The following is a 17,693-nucleotide window of genomic DNA, read 5'->3' on the forward strand; positions in this document are numbered from 1 at the left end:
CTAGGCCTGCGCCGCGTCGGACAGCGGCCTTGGCCGGATCCGCCAGGCCGCCAGGATCGCGGTGGCGATCACCAGTCCCACCGCGAGGAAGGTCTCGTCGAAGGCGCGGATGCGCGCGGCGGCGTCGCCTTCCGGGCCGAGCACCGCGCCCTGCGCCGCCAGCCGCCATTGCAGCCCCACCCCGGCCAGGCTCACGCCGATGGCGCCACCCAGTTGCCGCAGGAAGTTGATACAGCTGGAGCCCTGCGCGATCAGCGAATAATCCACGCCGCGCATCGCACCCAATGTCAGCGAAGGCAGGATGCAGCCCAGCCCGATGCGGCCGAGTATCGCAAACCCCACCAGCAGCAGGTAAGGCGTGGCCTTGTTGCCCATCGCCATCAGCAGGAAGGAAGCCGCCAGCAGCGCGAGGCCTAAGGACACCTGCCAATGCGGCGCGACGCGATTGGACAGGCGTCCAGACGCGGCGATGGTCAAGGCCAGCGCGATGCCCGCAGGCAACAGCACCAGGCCGGCGCGCGACGGCGTATAGGCCAGCGCCAACTGCATATAGACCGGCAGCAGGTAGGTGGACCCGAACAGCCCCGCGCCGTAGATGAACGCCACCACCGCCCCGGCCGCGAACTGCTGGTAGCTGTACAGGCGCATATTCATCAGCGGATGGGCGGCGCGCAACTGCCACAGCACGAACACCACCAGCATGAGTACCCCGAAGCCGGCCAGCGCCAGCCCGGCCGGCAGGCTTTCACGCATCTGCACCAGCCCGTTGAGCAAGCTGACGGTGGCAATGCCGGCCAGCCCCAGGCCCTGCCAGTCGAGCGGCTTGCGCTCGCCCATCATGGCGGAGTCCACCGCCATGAAGCGCCGCGCCATCCACAGCCCGATCAGCGTCAGCGGCACCACCACGAAGAAGATCGAGCGCCAGCCGAAGGCCTCCACCAGGAAGCCACCCAGGCTCGGCCCCAGCGCCGGCGCCAACACCACGCCGAAGCCGAACAGGCTGATCGCCTTGCCCTGCTCGCGCTCCTCGAACACCCGCAGGATCAGGATATTCGGCAGCGGCTGCAGAATCCCCGCGGCAATGCCCTCGGCCGCCCGCATGGCGATCATCACGCCGTAAGTCGGTGAGAATCCGCCAACCAGCCCGCCCGCGCCCAGCAGCAACAGGCTGCCCAGGAAGGTGCGGCGCAGGCCATAGCGGTTGAGCAGCCAGGGGGTCAGCAGCATCGACAGCGTCATGGCGATCATGAAGCTGGCCGCCACCCATTGCGCGCGCTCCTGCCCCAGCACGAAATGCCGGCTCAGGTCCGGAATGGCCACGTTGACGATGGTCGACGACACGATCGACGAAACCGTCCCCAGCATCAGCGTGAGCAGCACCAGCCAGCGCAGGCGGCTGCCATAGCGCGCCCGCAGCGATTCCCGGGTCGGCCCGCCCGGCTGCCCGCCAGAGGCAGGCGACGAAGGCTGCCCGCTCACCCCAGCCGCCCGAGGGCCGCCAGTTCGCGAATTTTGCGCACGGTGTCGAGGTCCGCCTCATGGTAGGCCGACTTGACGATCTCGGCGTAACGGTCGTCGCCGCTGTCGTCCACCGCGGGCATGGTGGTCTCGTAGATAAAGCGCAGCAGCAGCGCGCCAGGGCCCGGCGTCTCGATCGCCATGGTCAGGGTGCCGCCTGCGTGTTCGTCCGTGGGAGCGGTTTCATAGCGCACCACGCGGCGCCGCTCGAAGACCACGCGGTCGCGGATCGTGGCCTTGCCGAAGTGCAGCTTGCGCTCGACCCAGTCGTCGCCCCGTTCCACGATTTCCGCGCGGTCCAGCCCCATCACAAACAGCTCGGGCTCGGCACTGCGCAGCACCAGCCCTTGCCAGAGCTGCTCCGGCGTAAGCATGTCCAACTGGATATTTCGTGGATCGTTGATCTCCACCAGGTGCTCGAAACGCAACTTCACTCTCCCGATCTATTGTTAGCCGATATTATGAGGGTTTCCGAGCCAAGGTTCGCAGCAAAACTTCCGCGCCCGGAACCATGTCGCAAAGCTGCCAATGCGGCTTTTCCCGACGCTTCCCGCCAGTCCTGCCCGCCCCGGAGAATGCCCATGAGCCATCCCCCGCTGTCCGCTGCCGCTCCCTCCCCCCTCGACAGCGCGTACGCCGACCCGCTCCAGGTACTGGTCTATGCCGACTCGCTGTCGTGGGGCATCGTGCCGGGAACGCGGCAGCGCCTGCCCTGGCCGGTGCGCTGGCCAGGGCGCCTGGAGCTTGCCCTGAATGTGGCGAACGGCGCGGCCGGCGGCCTGCGCCGGGTCCGCATGCTCGAAGACTGCCTCAACGGCCGCCGCACGGTCTGGGACGACCCCTTCAAACCCGGCCGCAACGGCATCCAGGGCCTGGCGCAGCGCATGGAAATGCATTCGCCGCTGGCCCTGGTCATCCTGATGCTCGGCAGCAACGACTTCCAGTCCATGCACCCGCACAATGCATGGCATGCCGCGCAAGGCATCGGCGCCCTGCTCGACGCGATCCGCGGCGCGCCCATCGAACCCGGCATGCCGGTGCCGCCGGTACTGGTGCTGGTGCCGCCCCCCATCACTACGCCGCGCGGGCCGCTGGCGCCCAAGTTCGCCGGCGGCGAGCACAAATGCGCCGGGCTGGCGCAAGCCTTCGAGGAGGTCTGCCGCGCCCGCGGTTGCGACTGGTTCGACACCGGGACGGTGATCCGCAGCAGCGAGGTCGACGGCGTGCACCTTGATGCCGCCGACCATATGGCGCTCGGCGATGCGCTGGCGCCCGTCGTGGCCGCGCTGCTGGCGCCGGCGCGCGCCTGAAGGCCGCCCCCGGGCGCCGGCTACAACACTCCTGACAGCATTTGTCAGGAGTGTTGGCGCACAATCCGCTCCTCACTCAGCGGGGGGGGTTCTGGCAAGCGCTTGACTCACGCTTGACTCACCATCCGCATCCGGCACGCACGTGGCGGCAGGCGGAACACTCCGGAGTGATATCGCCCCAATCTAAGCAGGAGGCAGCGATGCAATTGCTGGTCAATATCGATGTCGACGACCTCGCGCGCGGCATCGGCTTCTATCAGCGCGGCCTGGGACTGCGCCTGGCGCGCAAGCTGTTCGACGGAACCGTGGCAGAAATGGTGGGCGGCGCCACGCCCATCTACCTGCTCGCCGGAGCGCCAGGCGCCTCGCCCGGGACACGCGCCGACGGACGGCGCAACTATCGCCGGCGCTCGATGCCGGTACATCTCGACTTTGTGGTGGAAGACCTCGAAACCGCCATCGAGCGCGCGCTGGAAGCCGGCGCCGAACTCGAGGACTGGCCGCAGGATTTCGCCTGGGGCCGGCAAGCCATGCTGTCCGATCCCTTCGGCCATGGCATCTGCTTCATCGAGTGGAAGGGCGAAGGATATGGGGCTGCAACGGACGGGAAACGAGCCGTGGAGGCGGCCTAGCGGCTCTGCCGCAAGTGCAGTTCGCCGGGGCACGAGCCCCTTCCGAACTGTCGCAAGGAAATTTCTGCGAGTGGCCATCGCGGCGGGCCGCCATCCATAAAAGTGGATATGCAAGCGCAGTTTGCTTCGTTGGTGGCGTGGCGAGCTTGTTCTATCGTGTCTCCGGTGCAAACAACGAGACGACAACGAGAAGACAACGCTGAGCTTGCCAGGGACGTCGCCGGCCAACCTGCCGGCCTTGTTCCCGCGGGCTCCAGGCCCAACCGGACCGCCCGGCGCATCGCCGCCGGTCCACCTCGCCAAATCAAGCATGTCCACCTTCGGCCCGGATCTGACCGATCCCTTTGTCGCCCGCGCAGTGGTGCTGCGCGAGGCCTTCCATACCGATGCCGCGCAGCGCGATAAAGCCGGCGGCCGGCCCATCAGGCAGATTCGCCTGCTCAAGGAAAGCGGCCTGCTGGCGGCCGGCATTCCGGCGGCTTACGGCGGCGGCGGCGCTTCGTGGCTGTCGCTGCTGCGGGTCGTGCGCGAGTTCGCGCGCACCGATGGCTCGCTGGCCCACCTCTTCGGATACCACCACCTCCCCGTGCATACCGTGCTGGCGCGTGGCGCGCCGGAGCAGAAAGACCGGCTCCTGCGTGAGGCCGCGCAGCAGCAATGGCTATGGAGCAATTCGGGCAATGCCCTGTCGAAGACCTCCGGCGCCCGGCGCGCGCCCGGCAACGATGGCTGGATAGTCACCGGCTTCCGGCCCTTCTCCAGCGGCACGCATGTGGCCGACGTGATCCAGGTCGCCTGGGAAAACGAACTCGGCCAGCGACTGACGGGCGTCGTGCCGGCGGAACGCGCCGGCATCGTGATCGAGGATGACTGGGATGGCATCGGCCAGCGCCAGACCGGCAGCGGCACCGTCACCTTCAATGGCGTGCTGGTGCGCGACGACGAACTTCTGGGCCAGCCCGCCGATCCGCTGACGCCCTTTGCCTCGCTGGTCACGCTGCTGCAGCAAAGCGTGCTGCTCAATGTGTTCGTCGGCACGGCGCAGGGAGCGCTGGACGAAGGCCGTGCCTATACCGCCACGCAGTCGCGCCCGTGGATCCACTCGGGCGTGGCGCGCCATGTCGACGACCCGTGGGTCCAGCGCAAGTACGGCGAACTCGCCATCCGCACGCTGGCGGCCACGGAACTGGCCGACCGGGCCGCGCGCAGCCTGGACGCGATCTACCGCCATGGCCCGGCGCTGACGCCGGAGCAGCGTGGACGTGCGGCGATCGAACTGGCCACGGCCAACCTGTACGCGGGGGAAACCGGCCTGGCGGTCTCCAGCGAGATCTTCGAGGTCATGGGCGCGCGCTCGGCCACCAACGCCAACGGCTTCGACCGCTTCTGGCGCAACGTGCGCACGCATACGCTACACAACCCGGCGGAATACAAGAAACGCACGGTGGGCACATGGCTGCTCACCGGCGAATTCCCCTCCCCTGCCGTGTACCGCTGACTTTACCGATCACCCGGTATTCCATTGATTCATTCCATTGATTCCCATGAGCCGCGACCGACTGTTCCTGCTGCAACCCGGATTCACCGACCCCAAGCAACCCGGCGAACGCTACGTCTGCCCGCATTGCCTGGCCATCGAAGGCTTGCTGGCCTCGGACCCGGCGCTGGCCGGGCGTCTCGACATCACGCGCGTCCGCGCCAGACGGTGATCGCCGTGCTCGGCGAGGCGCACCAGGGCCTGCCCGCGCTGGTCCTGGGCGACGCCGCGCCGGCACCCGCCGATGCGCAAGCCATGGGCGAACTGCGCTTCGTCACCGACAGCCGCCGCATCCTCGAACTGCTGGCCGAACGCCACGGTTTTGCCAAGGTGCACTGAGCGCACCAACCGGAACGCCATCATGACCGCTAACGTCGCTTACCTTCACGCGCTGGAAGATGCAGCGCCCGCGCTGTTCGAACCCGACACCGGCAACCCCTTCGTCGCGCGCGCCGTGGCACTGCGCGAGCGCTTCGCCGAAGATGCCATCGCGCGCGACCAGGCCGGCGGGAAACCGCTGGCACAGATCCGCTTGCTCAAGGAGCACGGCCTGCTGGCGCTGCTGCTGCCGCGCGAGCATGGCGGCCAGGGCGAGTCCTGGTCGACCGTGCTGCGCATCACACGCCTGTTCGCGCAGGTGGATGGCTCGCTTGGCCATCTGTTCGGCTATCACTACAGCAGCCTGCTGAGCCCGCGCTTGCGCAATGCACCAGAGAAGGCGGCCAGCCTGTGGCGCCGGTCGATCGAGGGCAACTGGTTCTGGGGCAATACCGCCAACAGCTTTTCCAACAGCCTGTTTGGCCGGCGCGACGGGGAGTGGTTCGTGCTGGACGGCTACCGCCCCTTCACCTCCGGCTCGCATGTCGCCGACTTCCTGGCAATTGCCTGGGAGGATGCCGAAAGCGGCGAGCGCCGCTTCGCCGCGATTCCCGCGGACCGCGAGGGCATCGTGATCGAGGATGACTGGGACGGCATCGGCCAGCGCCAGACCGGCAGCGGCCGCGTCACCTACCACGGCGTGCGCGTGCACCAGGACGAGGTGCTGGGCGAGCCCGTGCCGCTGAATCCCACCGGCGCGCCGCCCGAGCCCTACCGCACGGTCACGCCGCTGCAACAGCAAAGCGTACTGCTCAACGTGTTTATCGGCACGGCCCAGGGCGCGCTGCGCGCCGGGCGCGAATACACCGTGCACCAGTCGCGCCCGTGGATCCACTCGGGCGTGGAGCGCCATGTCGACGATCCCTGGGTGCGGCGCCAGTACGGCGAACTCTGGGTCAGGACCCAGGCTGCCACCGCGCTGGCCGACCGCGCGCTGGCGGCGCTCGACGGCGTGCAGGCGTGCGGGGAAAAGCTCACCGCCGACGAACGCGGCGAAGCGGCCGTCGCCATCGCGGCTGCCAATGTGCTGGCCGGCGAAGTCGCTTTGCAGGTCTCCAGCGAGATCTTCGAAGTCACCGGCGCACGCTCGGCGGTGCGCAAGGTTGGCCTGGACCGCTTCTGGCGCAACGCCCGCATCCACACGCTGCACAACCCGTCGGAATACAAGACCCGCAATGTAGGCCGCTGGGTACTCGGCGAAGGCCATCCGGAACCGGGGACATTCCAATGAGCGCATCCCTTGCATCGCGCCGGCCGCGCCAGCTTCACCTCAACATCAACATCCTGCATTCGGGTTTCGTGCCGTCGGCCTGGCGGCTGCCCGAGAGCGACCCCGGCGCCTTCGCCGATGTGCGGCACTACATCCGCGTGGCGCAGATCGCCGAGGCTGGCAAGCTCGACGCGGTCTTCCTGGCCGATAACGCCGCCATCGTCGACCAGATCCACTTCCGCCCGATCACCGCGCTGGAGCCGACCGTGCTGCTGGCGAGCATCGCGGCGGCGACCACGCATATCGGCCTGATCGGCACGGCATCCACCAGCTACAACGAGCCCTATAACATCGCGCGGCGTTTCGCCACGCTGGACCACGTGAGCGCCGGGCGCGCCGGATGGAATGTGGTCACCACCGCCGACGCGCCCTCGGCGCGCAACTTCGGGAGCGACGCGGCGCCGGATCACGCGCAGCGCTATGCGCGCGCTTCCGAGTTCACCGCGGTCGTCAAGGCGCTGTGGGACAGCTGGGAGGACGATGCCTTCGTCGGCGACAAGACATCGGGCCGCTTCGTCGACCCGGGCAAGGTGCTGCCGATCGCGCACCATGGCGAGCATTTCTCGGTGCAAGGACCGCTCAACCTGCCGCGTTCGCCGCAAGGCCATCCGGTGGTGGTGCAGGCAGGCGGCTCCGCGGACGGCCGCGAGCTTGCGGCGCGCCACGCGGAAGCCGTGTTCTCGGCCTCGCAATCGTTCGAGGAGTCGCTGGCCTACGGGCGCGAGCTGAAATCGCGCGCGCAGGCGCTGGGGCGCGGACCCGATGCCGTGCAGGTGCTGGCGGGGCTGACCACCATCATCGGCGCAACGGAAGCACAGGCGCGCCGGCGGCGCGACGAACTGGTCGACCTGATCCCGTGGGACTACAGCCTGACGCGGCTGGCCGGCACGCTGGGCATTACGCCGGACCGCCTCAAGCTCGACGAACGCCTGCCCGCCAGCCTCGCCCTGCCCGCCAATGGCAACGGCAACCATACTTTCTTCAATGCCACGCTCGCGCTGGCGCGGCGCCACGGCTATACCGTGCGCGAACTGATCCGCGAGCTGGCGGGCGGCGGCGGGCACCGCGTGATCGTCGGCACGCCGGAGCAGATCGCCGACGACATCGAGCACTGGTTCCGGCACGGCGCGGCCGACGGCTTCAACCTGATGCCGGATGCATTGCCCGGCGGACTGCAGGATTTTGTCGACGGCGTGGTACCGATCCTGCAGCGGCGCGGCATCTTCCGCACGGAGTACGAAGGCGGCACGCTGCGCGAGCATCTGGGCCTGGCACGGCCGCAAGGGCGGCAAAGCGCCCGCGAGGCGGCCTGACACCAACACTGACATCAGCAAGACGCGAGACAATCCATCATGGCTCAACGTAGCGGTTTCCTCAGCCTGGGTGCCTTCCTTTACCCCAGCGGCCACCATATCGCCGCCTGGCGCCATCCCGACGCCAAGGCCGACGCCGGCATCGACTTCAGGCATTACGTGGCGCTGGCGCAGGCCGCCGAGGCGGCGAAGTTCGACCTGATCTTCCTGGCCGACGGCGTGGGCACGCGCGGCGACGATACCGAGTTCCTCAGCCGCACCGCGCACAGCTACCAGGCGCAGTTCGAACCCATCACCCTGCTATCGGCATTGGGCGCGGTGACGGAGCGCATCGGCCTGGTCGGCACGGCGTCGACGAGCTTCAACGAGCCATATCACGTGGCCCGCAAGTTCGCCTCGCTGGACCACATCTCCGGCGGACGCGCGGGCTGGAACCTGGTCACATCGTCGAGCGAGCACGAAGCGCGCAACTTCAACCGCGACCACCACCTGGCGCATGCCGACCGCTACGAGCGAGCCGCCGAATTTGCCGACGTGGTCACCGGCCTGTGGAACAGCTGGGAAGACGACGCCTTCCTGCGCGACAAGGCCAGCGGGCGCTACTACGATCCGGCCCGGCGCCATGTGCTGCGCCACAAGGGCAAGCATTTCTCGGTGCAGGGGCCGCTTAACGTTTCGCGGACGCCGCAGGGCCACCCGGTCGTGGTGCAGGCTGGCTCGTCGGAAGCCGGCAAGGAGCTGGCGGCCCGCACCGGTGAGGCTGTGTTCACGGCGCAGCAGACCGTGGAGGACGCGGTGGCGTTCTATGCCGACGTCAAGGGGCGGCTAGCCAGATACGGCCGCGAACCGGACGATCTCAAGATCCTGCCCGGCGTGTTCCCGGTCGTGGCGGAAAGCGAGAGCGAAGCCCGGGAGAAATTCGAGCAACTGCAATCGCTGATTGACCCCGTGGTCGGGCTGGCGCTGGTAGCGGGCCTGAGCGGCGGTTTCGACCTGTCCGGCTATCCGCTCGACGGGCCGATTCCCGAACTGCCCGAGACCAACGCCAGCAAGAGCCGCCAGCGCCTGGTGATCGATCTCGCACGGCGCGAGAACCTGACCATCCGCCAGCTCTACCAGCGCGTGGCCGGCGCGCGCGGCCACTGGCAACTGGTCGGCACGCCCGTTCAGATCGCGGACCAGCTCGAAGAGCGCTTCCGGAAATTCGGCGCCGACGGCTACAACATCATGTCGCCGGTATTGCCGGGCGGGCTCACCGATTTCATCACACTGGTGCTGCCGGAATTGCGCCGCCGCGGCCTGTTCCGTACCGAGTACTCAGGCAGCACGCTGCGCGAACACCTGGGCCTCAAGCGCCCCGCGCATCCCGCAGCCGCCTCACCCGCCACATCCACCATTGCCGCTGCCGCATGACCACTACATCCTCCCTCCCCGCATCCGATCCGGATTTCCTCGCGCGTGAAACGCTGCGCCTGCTCGGATCCGCAGCACGTCACTACGGCAAGTGCGCTGCTATCCATTGCGACACGAAGACCGTACACCCGATGAACAGTGTGAAGCCGATGCAATAAGCGCTGAGGATGTGCCAGCGGGCGGCGGACCGCCGAACCAGCGCCACCGGCAGCGGATGCGCCCAGCCGGGCGAACCAATAAAAAAACCCGCAGCACCAGGCTGCGGGTGGCTGCGGGGTTTTTTACGCCGGGGCAGAACCCCGGCCAGTCTACTGCAACGGCCCGATCAGATTTCCTCGTACAGCGGCAGCGTCAGGAACTCGGCAAAATCTTCCGACGTGGACATCTGTTCGAAGATTTCGCCGGCGCGGTCATAGGTCCTGGTGTCGCCACCGACGAACGCCTTGACCTTGGCCAGTTCTTCCGGGATCAGCGCGCGCACCATCTCTGCGGTCACCTTGCGGCCGTCTTCCAGCTTGCCCTTGGGCGAGCGGATCCACTGCCACACTTGCGAGCGCGAGATTTCGGCGGTGGCGGCGTCTTCCATCAGGTTATGGATGGGCACGCAGCCGTTGCCGGCCAGCCAGGAGCCGAGGTAGTGGATGCCGACGTTGATGTTCATGCGCAGGCCGGCTTCGGTGATCGGGGTTTCCGGCTGGAAGTCCAGCAGGTCCTTGGCGGTCACGTTGACGTCGTCGCGCTGCTTGCCGAACTGGTTGGGCGCGTCGCCCAGCACTGCCACGAATTCCTTCATGGCCGGCTCGACCAGGCCCGGGTGAGCCACCCAGCCGCCGTCGTAGCCGTCGGTGGCATCGCGCTTCTTGTCGTTGATGATGCCTTGCATGGCGATGGCGTTCTTCTCCGGATCGTTCTTGATCGGGATCAGTGCGCTCATGCCGCCGATCGCGGGCGCGCCGCGCTTGTGGCAGGTCTTGAGCAGCAGCAGCGCGTACGAGCGCATGAACGGCGAGGTCATGGTGACCTTGGCGCGGTCGGCCAGGCAGAAGTTCTTGTCAACCTTGAACTTCTTGATGCACGAGAAGATGTAGTCCCAGCGGCCGGCGTTCAGGCCAGCGCTGTGCTCGCGCAGTTCATACAGGATTTCTTCCATCTCGAAGGCGGCCAGGATCGTTTCGATCAGCACGGTCGCCTTGACGGTGCCTTGCGGCAGGCCGATTTCGTTCTGGGCCATGACGAAGACGTCGTTCCACAGACGGGCTTCGAGGTGGCTTTCCATCTTCGGCAGATAGAAGAACGGGCCGGCGCCGCGTGCGATCTGTTCCTTGGCGTTATGGAACAGGAACAGCGCGAAATCGAAGATGCCGCCGGAGACGCGCTGGCCGTCGATGGTGACGTGCTTTTCGTCCAGGTGCCAGCCGCGCGGGCGCACTTGCAGCGTGGCGATCTTGTCGCCCAGCTTGTAGTGCTTGCCGTTGGAGTCCAGCGTGAGGGTGCGGCGCACGGCGGCCTTGAGGTTGACCTGACCCTGCAACTGGTTGTGCCAGTTGGGGGTGTTGGAGTCCTCGAAGTCGGTCATGTAGCTGTCCGCGCCGGAGTTGAACGCGTTGATGACCATCTTGGCTTCGACCGGGCCGGTGATTTCCACGCGGCGGCAATGCAGCGCGGCGGGCACCGGCGCGACCTTCCAGTCGCCTTCGCGCACGCTCTTGGTTTCCGGCAGGAAGTCGGGCAGTTCGCCGGCGTCCAGGCGCTTGGTGCGCTCGACGCGGGCAGCCAGCAGTTGCTGGCGGCGCGGCTCGAAGGCGCGATGCAGTTTGTCCACCAGGGCCAGGGCCGCCGGCGTGAGGATATCTTCGTAGGCCGGCAGGATTTCGCCGGTAATCTTCATGCCCGCAGGCAGCGTGATGGCCATCAGTGTTCTCCTGTGATCGATGGTTTGTTTAGGGTGCCCGCTGTCAAACCGCCGCACCGCGGGTGCGGGCGAATTCGAGCAGGTCGTTCATGTCGTGCCCGGTGCCGGAGGGGCTCACATCGAGCTGCTCCGCCGGATGGCCGGCACGATTGATCCAGAACGTGGTGTAGCCGTACCAGGTGGCGCCGCAAGCGTCCCAGCCGTTGGACGAGACGAAGAGGATTTCCCCGGCCGGTACGCCGAAGGCCTTGGGGCCCAGCGCGTAGGCGTCAGGCGCGGTCTTGTACATGCGCACCGCATCCACCGACAGCACGTGGTCGAACAGCCCGTGCATGCCGGCGCTCTTGACCGAGATGTCCAGCATCTCGGGATTGCCGTTGGACAGGATGCCCAGCGGCAGCCCGGCGGCCCGCAGGCGCTTGAGCGCCCCGAGGTTCTCCGGGAAGGCAGACAGGCAGGCATATTCCTTGAGCAGCTGCGCCTCCGCGGCGGGGTTCAGCACCAGTTGCAGGCGCTCGGCGGCATAGCGCAGCGCGTCCACCGTGATCGCCCAGAACGGCTTGTAGTATGCGCCGTCGGGAGCGGCCAGCGAGCGGATGCGGGTGTAGTCGATCTGCCGCTCGCGCCACAGCAGCGCCAGCGCTTCGCCCTTGCCCGGAAACAATTGCTCCGCGCGCGCGGTGACGGAATACACGTCGAACAGCGTGCCGTAGGCGTCGAAGACGACTGCGCGGATCTTTTGCATGAGCTGAAGCGGTTCCCCTGGGCAAACCCGGCAGGCCAGCGCATTGCGTGGGCCTGTACACCAATGAATGCATGCATTGTAGGGAGGCGTTGCGGTGCGGCAAAGTCGGCCCGGGTCACTTGATCTTTTACTTTTACCCCACTAATCTTTGCGAACGCTGTAAAGAATAGGCACCAAATCCACCCCATTGCTTCAAACCCCCTGATTTTTGGGTGGCATGAGGCACAAAACTGGCGAATACTGTGGATCATTTCAAGCAATTGGAGACGTTCGTCTCCGTGGCCGCGCGCGGCAGCCTGTCGGCGGCGGCGGCGGCAGAGGGTGTGGCACCTGCCATCATCGGGCGCCGCATCGATGCGCTGGAAGAGCGCCTGGGCGTCAAGCTGCTGCTGCGCACCACCCGCAAGATCAGCCTGACCTTCGAGGGCTCGGCGTTCCTGGAAGACTGCCAGCGCATCCTCAACGATCTGCACAACGCCGAAGCCAGCGTCTCGGCCGGCGGCGTCAAGGCCAGCGGCCACCTGCGCGTGACCGCGCCGGCTGGCTACGGACGCAAGCATGTGGCGCCGCTGGTGCCGCTGTTCATCGAGTCGCATCCGGATGTGACCATTACCCTGGACCTGTCCGACCGCGTGGTCGACCTGGTCAACGAGGGCTTCGACTGCGCCATCCGCCTGGGCGACCTGCCCGATTCCAGCCTGGTCTCGATCCGCCTGGCCGAGAACCGGCGCGTGGTGGTGGCCTCTCCCAATTACCTGTCGCGCCACGGCGTACCCGCCCTGCCCGAGGACCTGACCCGCCACAATTGCCTGGCCTTCGGCGCCAGCGCCAATGTGCAGCGCGGCTGGGCCTTCCAGCAGGAAGGACGCCCCCTCACCGTCAAGGTAGGCGGCACCATGGAATGTTCCGATGGCGCGGTGCTGCACGCCTGGTGCCTGCAAGGCCACGGGCTGGCCTGGCGCTCATGGTGGGAGGTGGGGCAAGAGATCGCGAGTGGCCGGCTGGTCACCGTGCTGGATGAGTTCCAGGCGCCGCCGATCGGCATCCATGCGGTCTTTCCGCAGCGCAAGCACTTGCCGCTGCGCGTGCGGCTGTTTATCGACCACCTGAAGAACACCTACGGGAATCCGGCGTACTGGCGGCGCGCGGAACAAGCTTCCGCCGCCAGGCAGCAACTGGCGGTCAATCAGTAATTTGATATAAGGCAATGACGCATGAGCCACCCCTGCCTACAATGAAATCCGACAGGTGCCGTGCGGCCTGCCCCCCACCACCCGTTAAACCGCGTCCCTAAGGAGTCCAGCATGTTCAAGCACATCCTGCTACCCACCGACGGTTCGGAGCTGTCCAAGAAAGCCATCGACGGCGCGCTGGAACTGGCCAAGACGATCAATGCGCGGGTCACCGCCTATGTCTGCCTGGAGGAATATCCCTACACGCCCTTCAGCGAGATCGTGGTGGAAGCGCCCCAGGCCTTCAAGGACCGCATCGAAAGCCAGGCCAAGCTGTACCTGAAGGAAGTGGAAACCGCAGCCAGGGCCGACGGCATTAGCTTTGACGCCGACATGAGCACCTTTGCCGTGCCCTACCTGGGCATCATCGACGCGGCCGAGCGCCATGGCTGCGATGTGATCTTCATGGCATCGCATGGCAGGCGCGGGCTCTCCGGCCTGTTGCTGGGCAGCGAAACACAGAAGGTGCTCACGCACACAGACATTCCGGTCATCGTGTATCGCTGAGCGCCGGCACGCACCATGGCATGAGGCGGTGGAATTCAAAAAGGCTGGCTGCCCGTCGGGGCAGCCAGCCTTTTCATCCTTCCGTCCTTCCGTCCAACCGGCTGCGCCGGTTGAGATCAGCTGGCCGACTTGATGCGGTCTTCGATATGCCTGGCGCGGTCTTCCGAGCCCGGGTGCGACGAGAACATGCTCGACTTGCCGCCGTCCAGCTTGGCCAGCTTCTGGAACGCCGAGACCAGGCCGCGGGTATTGGCCTTGTTCTTGGTCAGCAGGTCGAACGAGTAGTCGTCGGCGGCGCTCTCCTGCGTTTGCGAGAATTGCGCGTTGATCAGCTGCTCGCCCAGTTCGCCCAGTTGCGAGGCCGACAAGGCAGCCACGGCGCCATTGCCGCTGGCGGCCAGCGCGCCGCGCGCCGCCATGGCGGCGTATGCCACCTGCATCTTGTTCTTGGTGTGGCCCAGGGCCACGTGACCCAGTTCGTGGCCAACCACGCCGCGCACTTCGTCGTCAGTCATCATGTCCATCAGGCCGCTGTACACGCGCACGCAGCCGTTTGCCATGGCCCAGGCGTTGACGTCCTTGGTCAGGTAGACCTTGGCATTGACGTTCGGCACGCCGGCCGACTGCACGCCGGCCATGATCTTGGTCAGGCGCTTGGCGTAGTTGCTGCTGGGCGCAGCAATCTTGTTGGTGCTGTCGAGCTCGGCGCACGACTGGTCGGACATGGTCTTGACGTCGCCGTCGCTCAGGGAGGCCGCCTTGAACAGCGACGTGCCGGCACCCATCATGCCGTCGACATTGGTGCCGGCGCAGCCGACCAGAATGGCGGAAAGACCGGCGATGGCCGCCAGGGAGAATTTGTGCTTCATGCTTGGTTTTCTTCTTGGAATGTGCACCGGCTGGATTGCCGCCAGTGATCTTTATGGATATGCGCCGGCGACTAACCGGCGACCCTGCTGTGTGCCTCTTTTGACACACGGGCGAAATCATATCGCTGAAATCATTCCAAGTGAACTGTATATGTCTTAATCGCTACAGATACAATTTTTGACATTTCTCACACCCCGGCCACGTCTCCCCAGCCGGTCCGGGCGTCCACCAGACGCCAGAAAGCAAAAAACCGCGCCGTCCCCGAGAGAGACACGGCGCGGCGCCTAAATGAAGGGCGTGATGGTCGCACGCCCTCCAGGTGACCAGCTATGGATCTGAAGATCCGAAGATCCGAAACATCAGGCCACTTTCTTGTCGTCGAAGAACTGTTCGTCTTCGGTCGAACCCTTGAGCGCGGTAGTCGACGACTGGCCGCCTTCGATGGTCTGGGTCACTGCGTCGAAGTAGCCGGTGCCGACTTCGCGCTGGTGCTTGACGGCGGTGAAGCCCTTCTCGGCCGCCTTGAACTCGTTTTCCTGCAGTTCGACGAAGGCGGTCATCTGGTTGCGGGCATAGCCATAGGCCAGGTTGAACATCGAGTAGTTCAGCGAGTGGAAGCCAGCCAGCGTGATGAACTGGAACTTGTAGCCCATGGCGCCCAGTTCCTTCTGGAACTTGGCGATGGTGGCGTCGTCCAGGTTCTTCTTCCAGTTGAACGACGGCGAGCAGTTGTAGGCCAGCAGCTTGCCAGGGAACTTGGCGTGGACGGCTTCGGCAAACTTCTTGGCGAATTCCAGGTCCGGCTTGCCGGTTTCGCACCACACCAGGTCGGCCACTTCCGCGTAGGCCAGGGCGCGGGAGATCGATTGCTCGATGCCGGGCTTGGTGCGGTAGAAGCCTTCCACCGTGCGCTCACCGGTGCAGAACGGGCGATCGCGCTCGTCCACGTCGGAGGTCAGCAGGTCGGCGGCTTCAGCGTCGGTACGGGCGATCACCAGGGTCGGCACGCCGGACACGTCGGCAGCCAGGCGCGCGGCGGTCAGCTTGGCAACGGCTTCACGCGTCGGCACCAGCACCTTGCCACCCATGTGGCCGCACTTCTTGACCGAAGCCAGCTGGTCTTCGAAGTGAACGCCGGCTGCGCCAGCGTCGATCATGGACTTCATCAGTTCGAAGGCGTTCAGCACGCCGCCGAAACCGGCTTCGGCATCGGCCACGATGGGCGCGAAGTAGTCGGTGTCGCCCTTGCCTTCGCTCCACTGGATCTGGTCGGCGCGCTGGAAGGTGTTGTTGATGCGGCGGACCACTTGCGGCACCGAGTTGGCCGGGTACAGCGACTGGTCGGGATACATTTCGCCGGCCAGGTTGGCGTCGCCAGCGACTTGCCAGCCCGACAGGTAGATGGCCTTGAGGCCAGCCTTTACCTGTTGCATGGCCTGGTTGCCCGTCAGCGCGCCCAGCGTATTGACGAACGGCTCGGTGTTCAGCAGGTGCCACAGCTTTTCGGCACCGCGGCGGGCCAGGGTATGCTCGATCTGCACGGAGCCGCGCAGGCGCACAACGTCATCGGCGGTGTAGTGACGCGCGACGCCCTTCCAGCGGGGGTTGGTATCCCATTCCTTTTGCAGATTCTTTGCTTCGGTTTCGCGGGACATTTCACTCTCCTAGTGATTAAGACGGGTATGGCATAAGAAACTTGCGACAGGCTTGCCGGACCACGGTGCCGAACTTGCAGACCGGCGCGCTTCGGGGGACGGTTTGGAGGCCGGGTCCTGCTGCCTCGCCACCCCTGTTTTTCACGCTTCAGGTCATGTGTCTTATATAAGAGTGTAGGGAAACGTCCCGCGTCGCAACAGCACGGAATGCAGTCGTTGCTGAGTTTTTTTATTATTTTTAATCAATAACTTACGCAACATATTTCACGATGCGGCAAGCTGTTTTCCATCATGAGAAATGGCAGTTGTGCCTCGCATCTACATTTTTTGCCGCGCAAAACACCTTTCCGCATTGTGAAAAACGAACGGCCGGCAGTGCCGGCCGCGATGCTGCCCAAGGCGGAACGCATCCAGCACCGCCCGTGCGGTCCTACGCACGCGGATTTGCCTCGCGCTCACGCCGGTAAGCCACCCAGTCCCCGGAGGCAATGCGCGGCAAACCCGCCACCGCGTCCTCCCCCACCGGGTACAGCAGGCAGCGCACGGCCTGGCCGCCAACTGTCACCAGCCGCTCCTCGCGAGCGAACAGCGAGGCCTGGCCCGGATAAACCTCTTCGATTTCGTCGAGCACCGGCACCAGGGCGGCATCCACCTCGTACAAATCGCCAGCCACGCCGGGGGCGCCTGCATCCAGCACCAGGCCGGGATAGGTGCCGAAGTCATAGAGCCGGCCCGGCACGGTGGCGCCGCCGAGCAGGCGCGGCGCGGCAATGCCGTGCTTGCGCGCGGCCGCGTTGAGGTCGTTGACTTCGCCCGCGCGCAGGGTGCCGTAGACAAATACCACCGGCATGCTCAGCCCTCCAGCTTGCTGTCCGCCACCAGCACGCCGTCGGCGTCGGCATAGATCCAGTTGCCGGGCCGCACCACGGCGCCGGGCATCTGCACCGTGACCTCGCGCTCGCCCACATTGCGCTTCTGGCTTTTCTGCGGATGCAGGGCCAGGGCGCGCACGCCGATATCGCAGACCGCAAGCTCAGCGCTGTCGCGCACGCAGCCATTGACGATGATGCCGGCCCAGCCGTTTTTCTCCGCCAGCACGCCAAGGTTTCCGCCCACCAGCGCGCAGCGCAGCGAGCCGCCGCCGTCCACCACCAGCACGCGGCCGTTGCCGGGCGACTCGAGCGCTTCGCGCACCAGCGAATTGTCCTCGAACAGCTTCAGCGTGGCGGCCGGGCCGGAAAACGCGGCGCGTTTGCCGAAATGGCGGAATACCGGCGCCATCACGCGCAGCGAGCCGTCGGCCAGCCGTGCCTCATTGGCGTCGCACAGATCGGTGGTAGCAAAGCTCATGAAGAATTCCCAGATCAGAAAGGTGGAAAAAACAGGTTAGACGAGACGAGG

General features: G+C 66.0%; 16 protein-coding genes and 1 pseudogene. 9 read left to right on the forward strand and 8 right to left on the reverse strand.

What is annotated here, in order from left to right:
* Positions 1 to 1,479 carry a DHA2 family efflux MFS transporter permease subunit gene (locus tag ACZY0R_RS27615; RefSeq protein ID WP_488862868.1) on the reverse strand — a complete coding sequence of 493 codons (1,479 nt, stop codon included), beginning with the start codon at positions 1,477 to 1,479 and terminating at the stop codon, positions 1 to 3.
* A complete protein-coding gene (locus tag ACZY0R_RS27620) occupies positions 1,476 to 1,946 on the reverse strand; it encodes an SRPBCC family protein (RefSeq protein ID WP_045241579.1) in 471 nt (156 codons plus the stop codon). The genes ACZY0R_RS27615 and ACZY0R_RS27620 overlap by 4 nt, the downstream gene beginning before the upstream one ends.
* A gap of 153 nt (positions 1,947 to 2,099) precedes the next feature.
* On the opposite strand from ACZY0R_RS27620, the gene ACZY0R_RS27625 reads away from it, so the two are divergent.
* From ACZY0R_RS27625 to ACZY0R_RS27655, 7 genes and pseudogenes are all read left to right on the forward strand, one after another.
* Positions 2,100 to 2,828, forward strand: a complete 729-nt coding sequence (locus ACZY0R_RS27625; RefSeq protein ID WP_488862870.1) for an SGNH/GDSL hydrolase family protein — start codon at positions 2,100 to 2,102, stop codon at positions 2,826 to 2,828.
* Positions 2,829 to 3,028: 200 nt separating this feature from the next.
* Entirely contained in the window at positions 3,029 to 3,460 is a 432-nt protein-coding gene (locus tag ACZY0R_RS27630) for a VOC family protein (RefSeq protein WP_488862872.1), read from the forward strand.
* Between the two features lie 310 nt (positions 3,461 to 3,770).
* The gene (locus ACZY0R_RS27635) at positions 3,771 to 4,958 is read left to right on the forward strand and encodes an acyl-CoA dehydrogenase family protein (RefSeq protein ID WP_488862874.1); all 1,188 of its coding nucleotides are present in this window, start codon (positions 3,771 to 3,773) and stop codon (positions 4,956 to 4,958) included.
* Positions 4,959 to 5,004: 46 nt separating this feature from the next.
* Positions 5,005 to 5,336, forward strand: a pseudogene (locus ACZY0R_RS27640) (DUF3088 domain-containing protein).
* A 22-nt stretch (positions 5,337 to 5,358) separates the two neighbouring features.
* Complete coding sequence (locus ACZY0R_RS27645) at positions 5,359 to 6,606, forward strand: acyl-CoA dehydrogenase family protein (protein WP_488862876.1); 1,248 nt, start codon at positions 5,359 to 5,361, stop codon at positions 6,604 to 6,606.
* Positions 6,603 to 7,958 (forward strand): LLM class flavin-dependent oxidoreductase, encoded by a 1,356-nt coding sequence (locus ACZY0R_RS27650; RefSeq protein WP_488862878.1) that lies wholly within the window; start codon positions 6,603 to 6,605, stop codon positions 7,956 to 7,958. Before ACZY0R_RS27645 ends, ACZY0R_RS27650 begins: the two co-directional genes overlap by 4 nt.
* A gap of 39 nt (positions 7,959 to 7,997) precedes the next feature.
* The gene (locus ACZY0R_RS27655; RefSeq protein ID WP_488862880.1) at positions 7,998 to 9,371 is read left to right on the forward strand and encodes an LLM class flavin-dependent oxidoreductase; all 1,374 of its coding nucleotides are present in this window, start codon (positions 7,998 to 8,000) and stop codon (positions 9,369 to 9,371) included.
* 325 nt (positions 9,372 to 9,696) lie between these two features.
* Here the strand turns inward: ACZY0R_RS27655 and aceB are convergent, their stop codons facing one another.
* Positions 9,697 to 11,283 (reverse strand): malate synthase A, encoded by a 1,587-nt coding sequence (gene aceB / locus ACZY0R_RS27660; RefSeq protein WP_488862882.1) that lies wholly within the window; start codon positions 11,281 to 11,283, stop codon positions 9,697 to 9,699.
* Between the two features lie 43 nt (positions 11,284 to 11,326).
* Positions 11,327 to 12,028 (reverse strand): haloacid dehalogenase type II, encoded by a 702-nt coding sequence (locus tag ACZY0R_RS27665; protein ID WP_045241533.1) that lies wholly within the window; start codon positions 12,026 to 12,028, stop codon positions 11,327 to 11,329.
* A 242-nt stretch (positions 12,029 to 12,270) separates the two neighbouring features.
* On the opposite strand from ACZY0R_RS27665, the gene ACZY0R_RS27670 reads away from it, so the two are divergent.
* Both ACZY0R_RS27670 and ACZY0R_RS27675 read left to right on the forward strand, forming a co-directional pair.
* A complete protein-coding gene (locus ACZY0R_RS27670; protein WP_441634659.1) occupies positions 12,271 to 13,221 on the forward strand; it encodes a LysR family transcriptional regulator in 951 nt (316 codons plus the stop codon).
* 111 nt (positions 13,222 to 13,332) lie between these two features.
* A complete protein-coding gene (locus ACZY0R_RS27675; RefSeq protein ID WP_035864994.1) occupies positions 13,333 to 13,767 on the forward strand; it encodes a universal stress protein in 435 nt (144 codons plus the stop codon).
* 116 nt (positions 13,768 to 13,883) lie between these two features.
* Here ACZY0R_RS27675 and loiP read toward each other — a convergent pair whose 3' ends face one another.
* From loiP to rraA, 4 genes are all read right to left on the reverse strand, one after another.
* Complete coding sequence (loiP, locus tag ACZY0R_RS27680) at positions 13,884 to 14,636, reverse strand: metalloprotease LoiP (RefSeq protein WP_488862885.1); 753 nt, start codon at positions 14,634 to 14,636, stop codon at positions 13,884 to 13,886.
* 360 nt (positions 14,637 to 14,996) lie between these two features.
* Positions 14,997 to 16,292 carry an isocitrate lyase gene (aceA, locus tag ACZY0R_RS27685; RefSeq protein WP_045241535.1) on the reverse strand — a complete coding sequence of 432 codons (1,296 nt, stop codon included), beginning with the start codon at positions 16,290 to 16,292 and terminating at the stop codon, positions 14,997 to 14,999.
* A 430-nt stretch (positions 16,293 to 16,722) separates the two neighbouring features.
* On the reverse strand, positions 16,723 to 17,142 hold the full coding sequence (locus tag ACZY0R_RS27690) for a gamma-glutamylcyclotransferase family protein (RefSeq protein ID WP_488862887.1): 420 nt from the start codon (positions 17,140 to 17,142) through the stop codon (positions 16,723 to 16,725).
* Between the two features lie 2 nt (positions 17,143 to 17,144).
* Positions 17,145 to 17,642, reverse strand: coding sequence for a ribonuclease E activity regulator RraA (gene rraA, locus ACZY0R_RS27695; protein ID WP_488862889.1), 498 nt, complete (start codon positions 17,640 to 17,642; stop codon positions 17,145 to 17,147).
* Positions 17,643 to 17,693: the final 51 nt, after the last annotated feature.

The sequence above is a fragment of the Cupriavidus sp. F041 genome (assembly GCF_057814235.1).

Excerpts from the sequence above, each read along its gene's own strand:
- ACZY0R_RS27625 (WP_488862870.1), top strand. The coding sequence starts at position 2,100 with ATGAGCCATCCCCCGCTGTCCGCTGCCGCTCCCTCCCCCCTCGACAGC.
- ACZY0R_RS27630 (WP_488862872.1), top strand. The coding sequence starts at position 3,029 with ATGCAATTGCTGGTCAATATCGATGTCGACGACCTCGCGCGCGGCATC.
- ACZY0R_RS27635 (WP_488862874.1), top strand. The coding sequence starts at position 3,771 with ATGTCCACCTTCGGCCCGGATCTGACCGATCCCTTTGTCGCCCGCGCA.
- ACZY0R_RS27645 (WP_488862876.1), top strand. The coding sequence starts at position 5,359 with ATGACCGCTAACGTCGCTTACCTTCACGCGCTGGAAGATGCAGCGCCC.
- ACZY0R_RS27650 (WP_488862878.1), top strand. The coding sequence starts at position 6,603 with ATGAGCGCATCCCTTGCATCGCGCCGGCCGCGCCAGCTTCACCTCAAC.
- ACZY0R_RS27655 (WP_488862880.1), top strand. The coding sequence starts at position 7,998 with ATGGCTCAACGTAGCGGTTTCCTCAGCCTGGGTGCCTTCCTTTACCCC.
- aceB (WP_488862882.1), bottom strand. The coding sequence starts at position 11,283 with ATGGCCATCACGCTGCCTGCGGGCATGAAGATTACCGGCGAAATCCTG.
- ACZY0R_RS27665 (WP_045241533.1), bottom strand. The coding sequence starts at position 12,028 with ATGCAAAAGATCCGCGCAGTCGTCTTCGACGCCTACGGCACGCTGTTC.
- ACZY0R_RS27675 (WP_035864994.1), top strand. The coding sequence starts at position 13,333 with ATGTTCAAGCACATCCTGCTACCCACCGACGGTTCGGAGCTGTCCAAG.
- loiP (WP_488862885.1), bottom strand. The coding sequence starts at position 14,636 with ATGAAGCACAAATTCTCCCTGGCGGCCATCGCCGGTCTTTCCGCCATT.
- aceA (WP_045241535.1), bottom strand. The coding sequence starts at position 16,292 with ATGTCCCGCGAAACCGAAGCAAAGAATCTGCAAAAGGAATGGGATACC.
- ACZY0R_RS27690 (WP_488862887.1), bottom strand. The coding sequence starts at position 17,142 with ATGCCGGTGGTATTTGTCTACGGCACCCTGCGCGCGGGCGAAGTCAAC.
- rraA (WP_488862889.1), bottom strand. The coding sequence starts at position 17,642 with ATGAGCTTTGCTACCACCGATCTGTGCGACGCCAATGAGGCACGGCTG.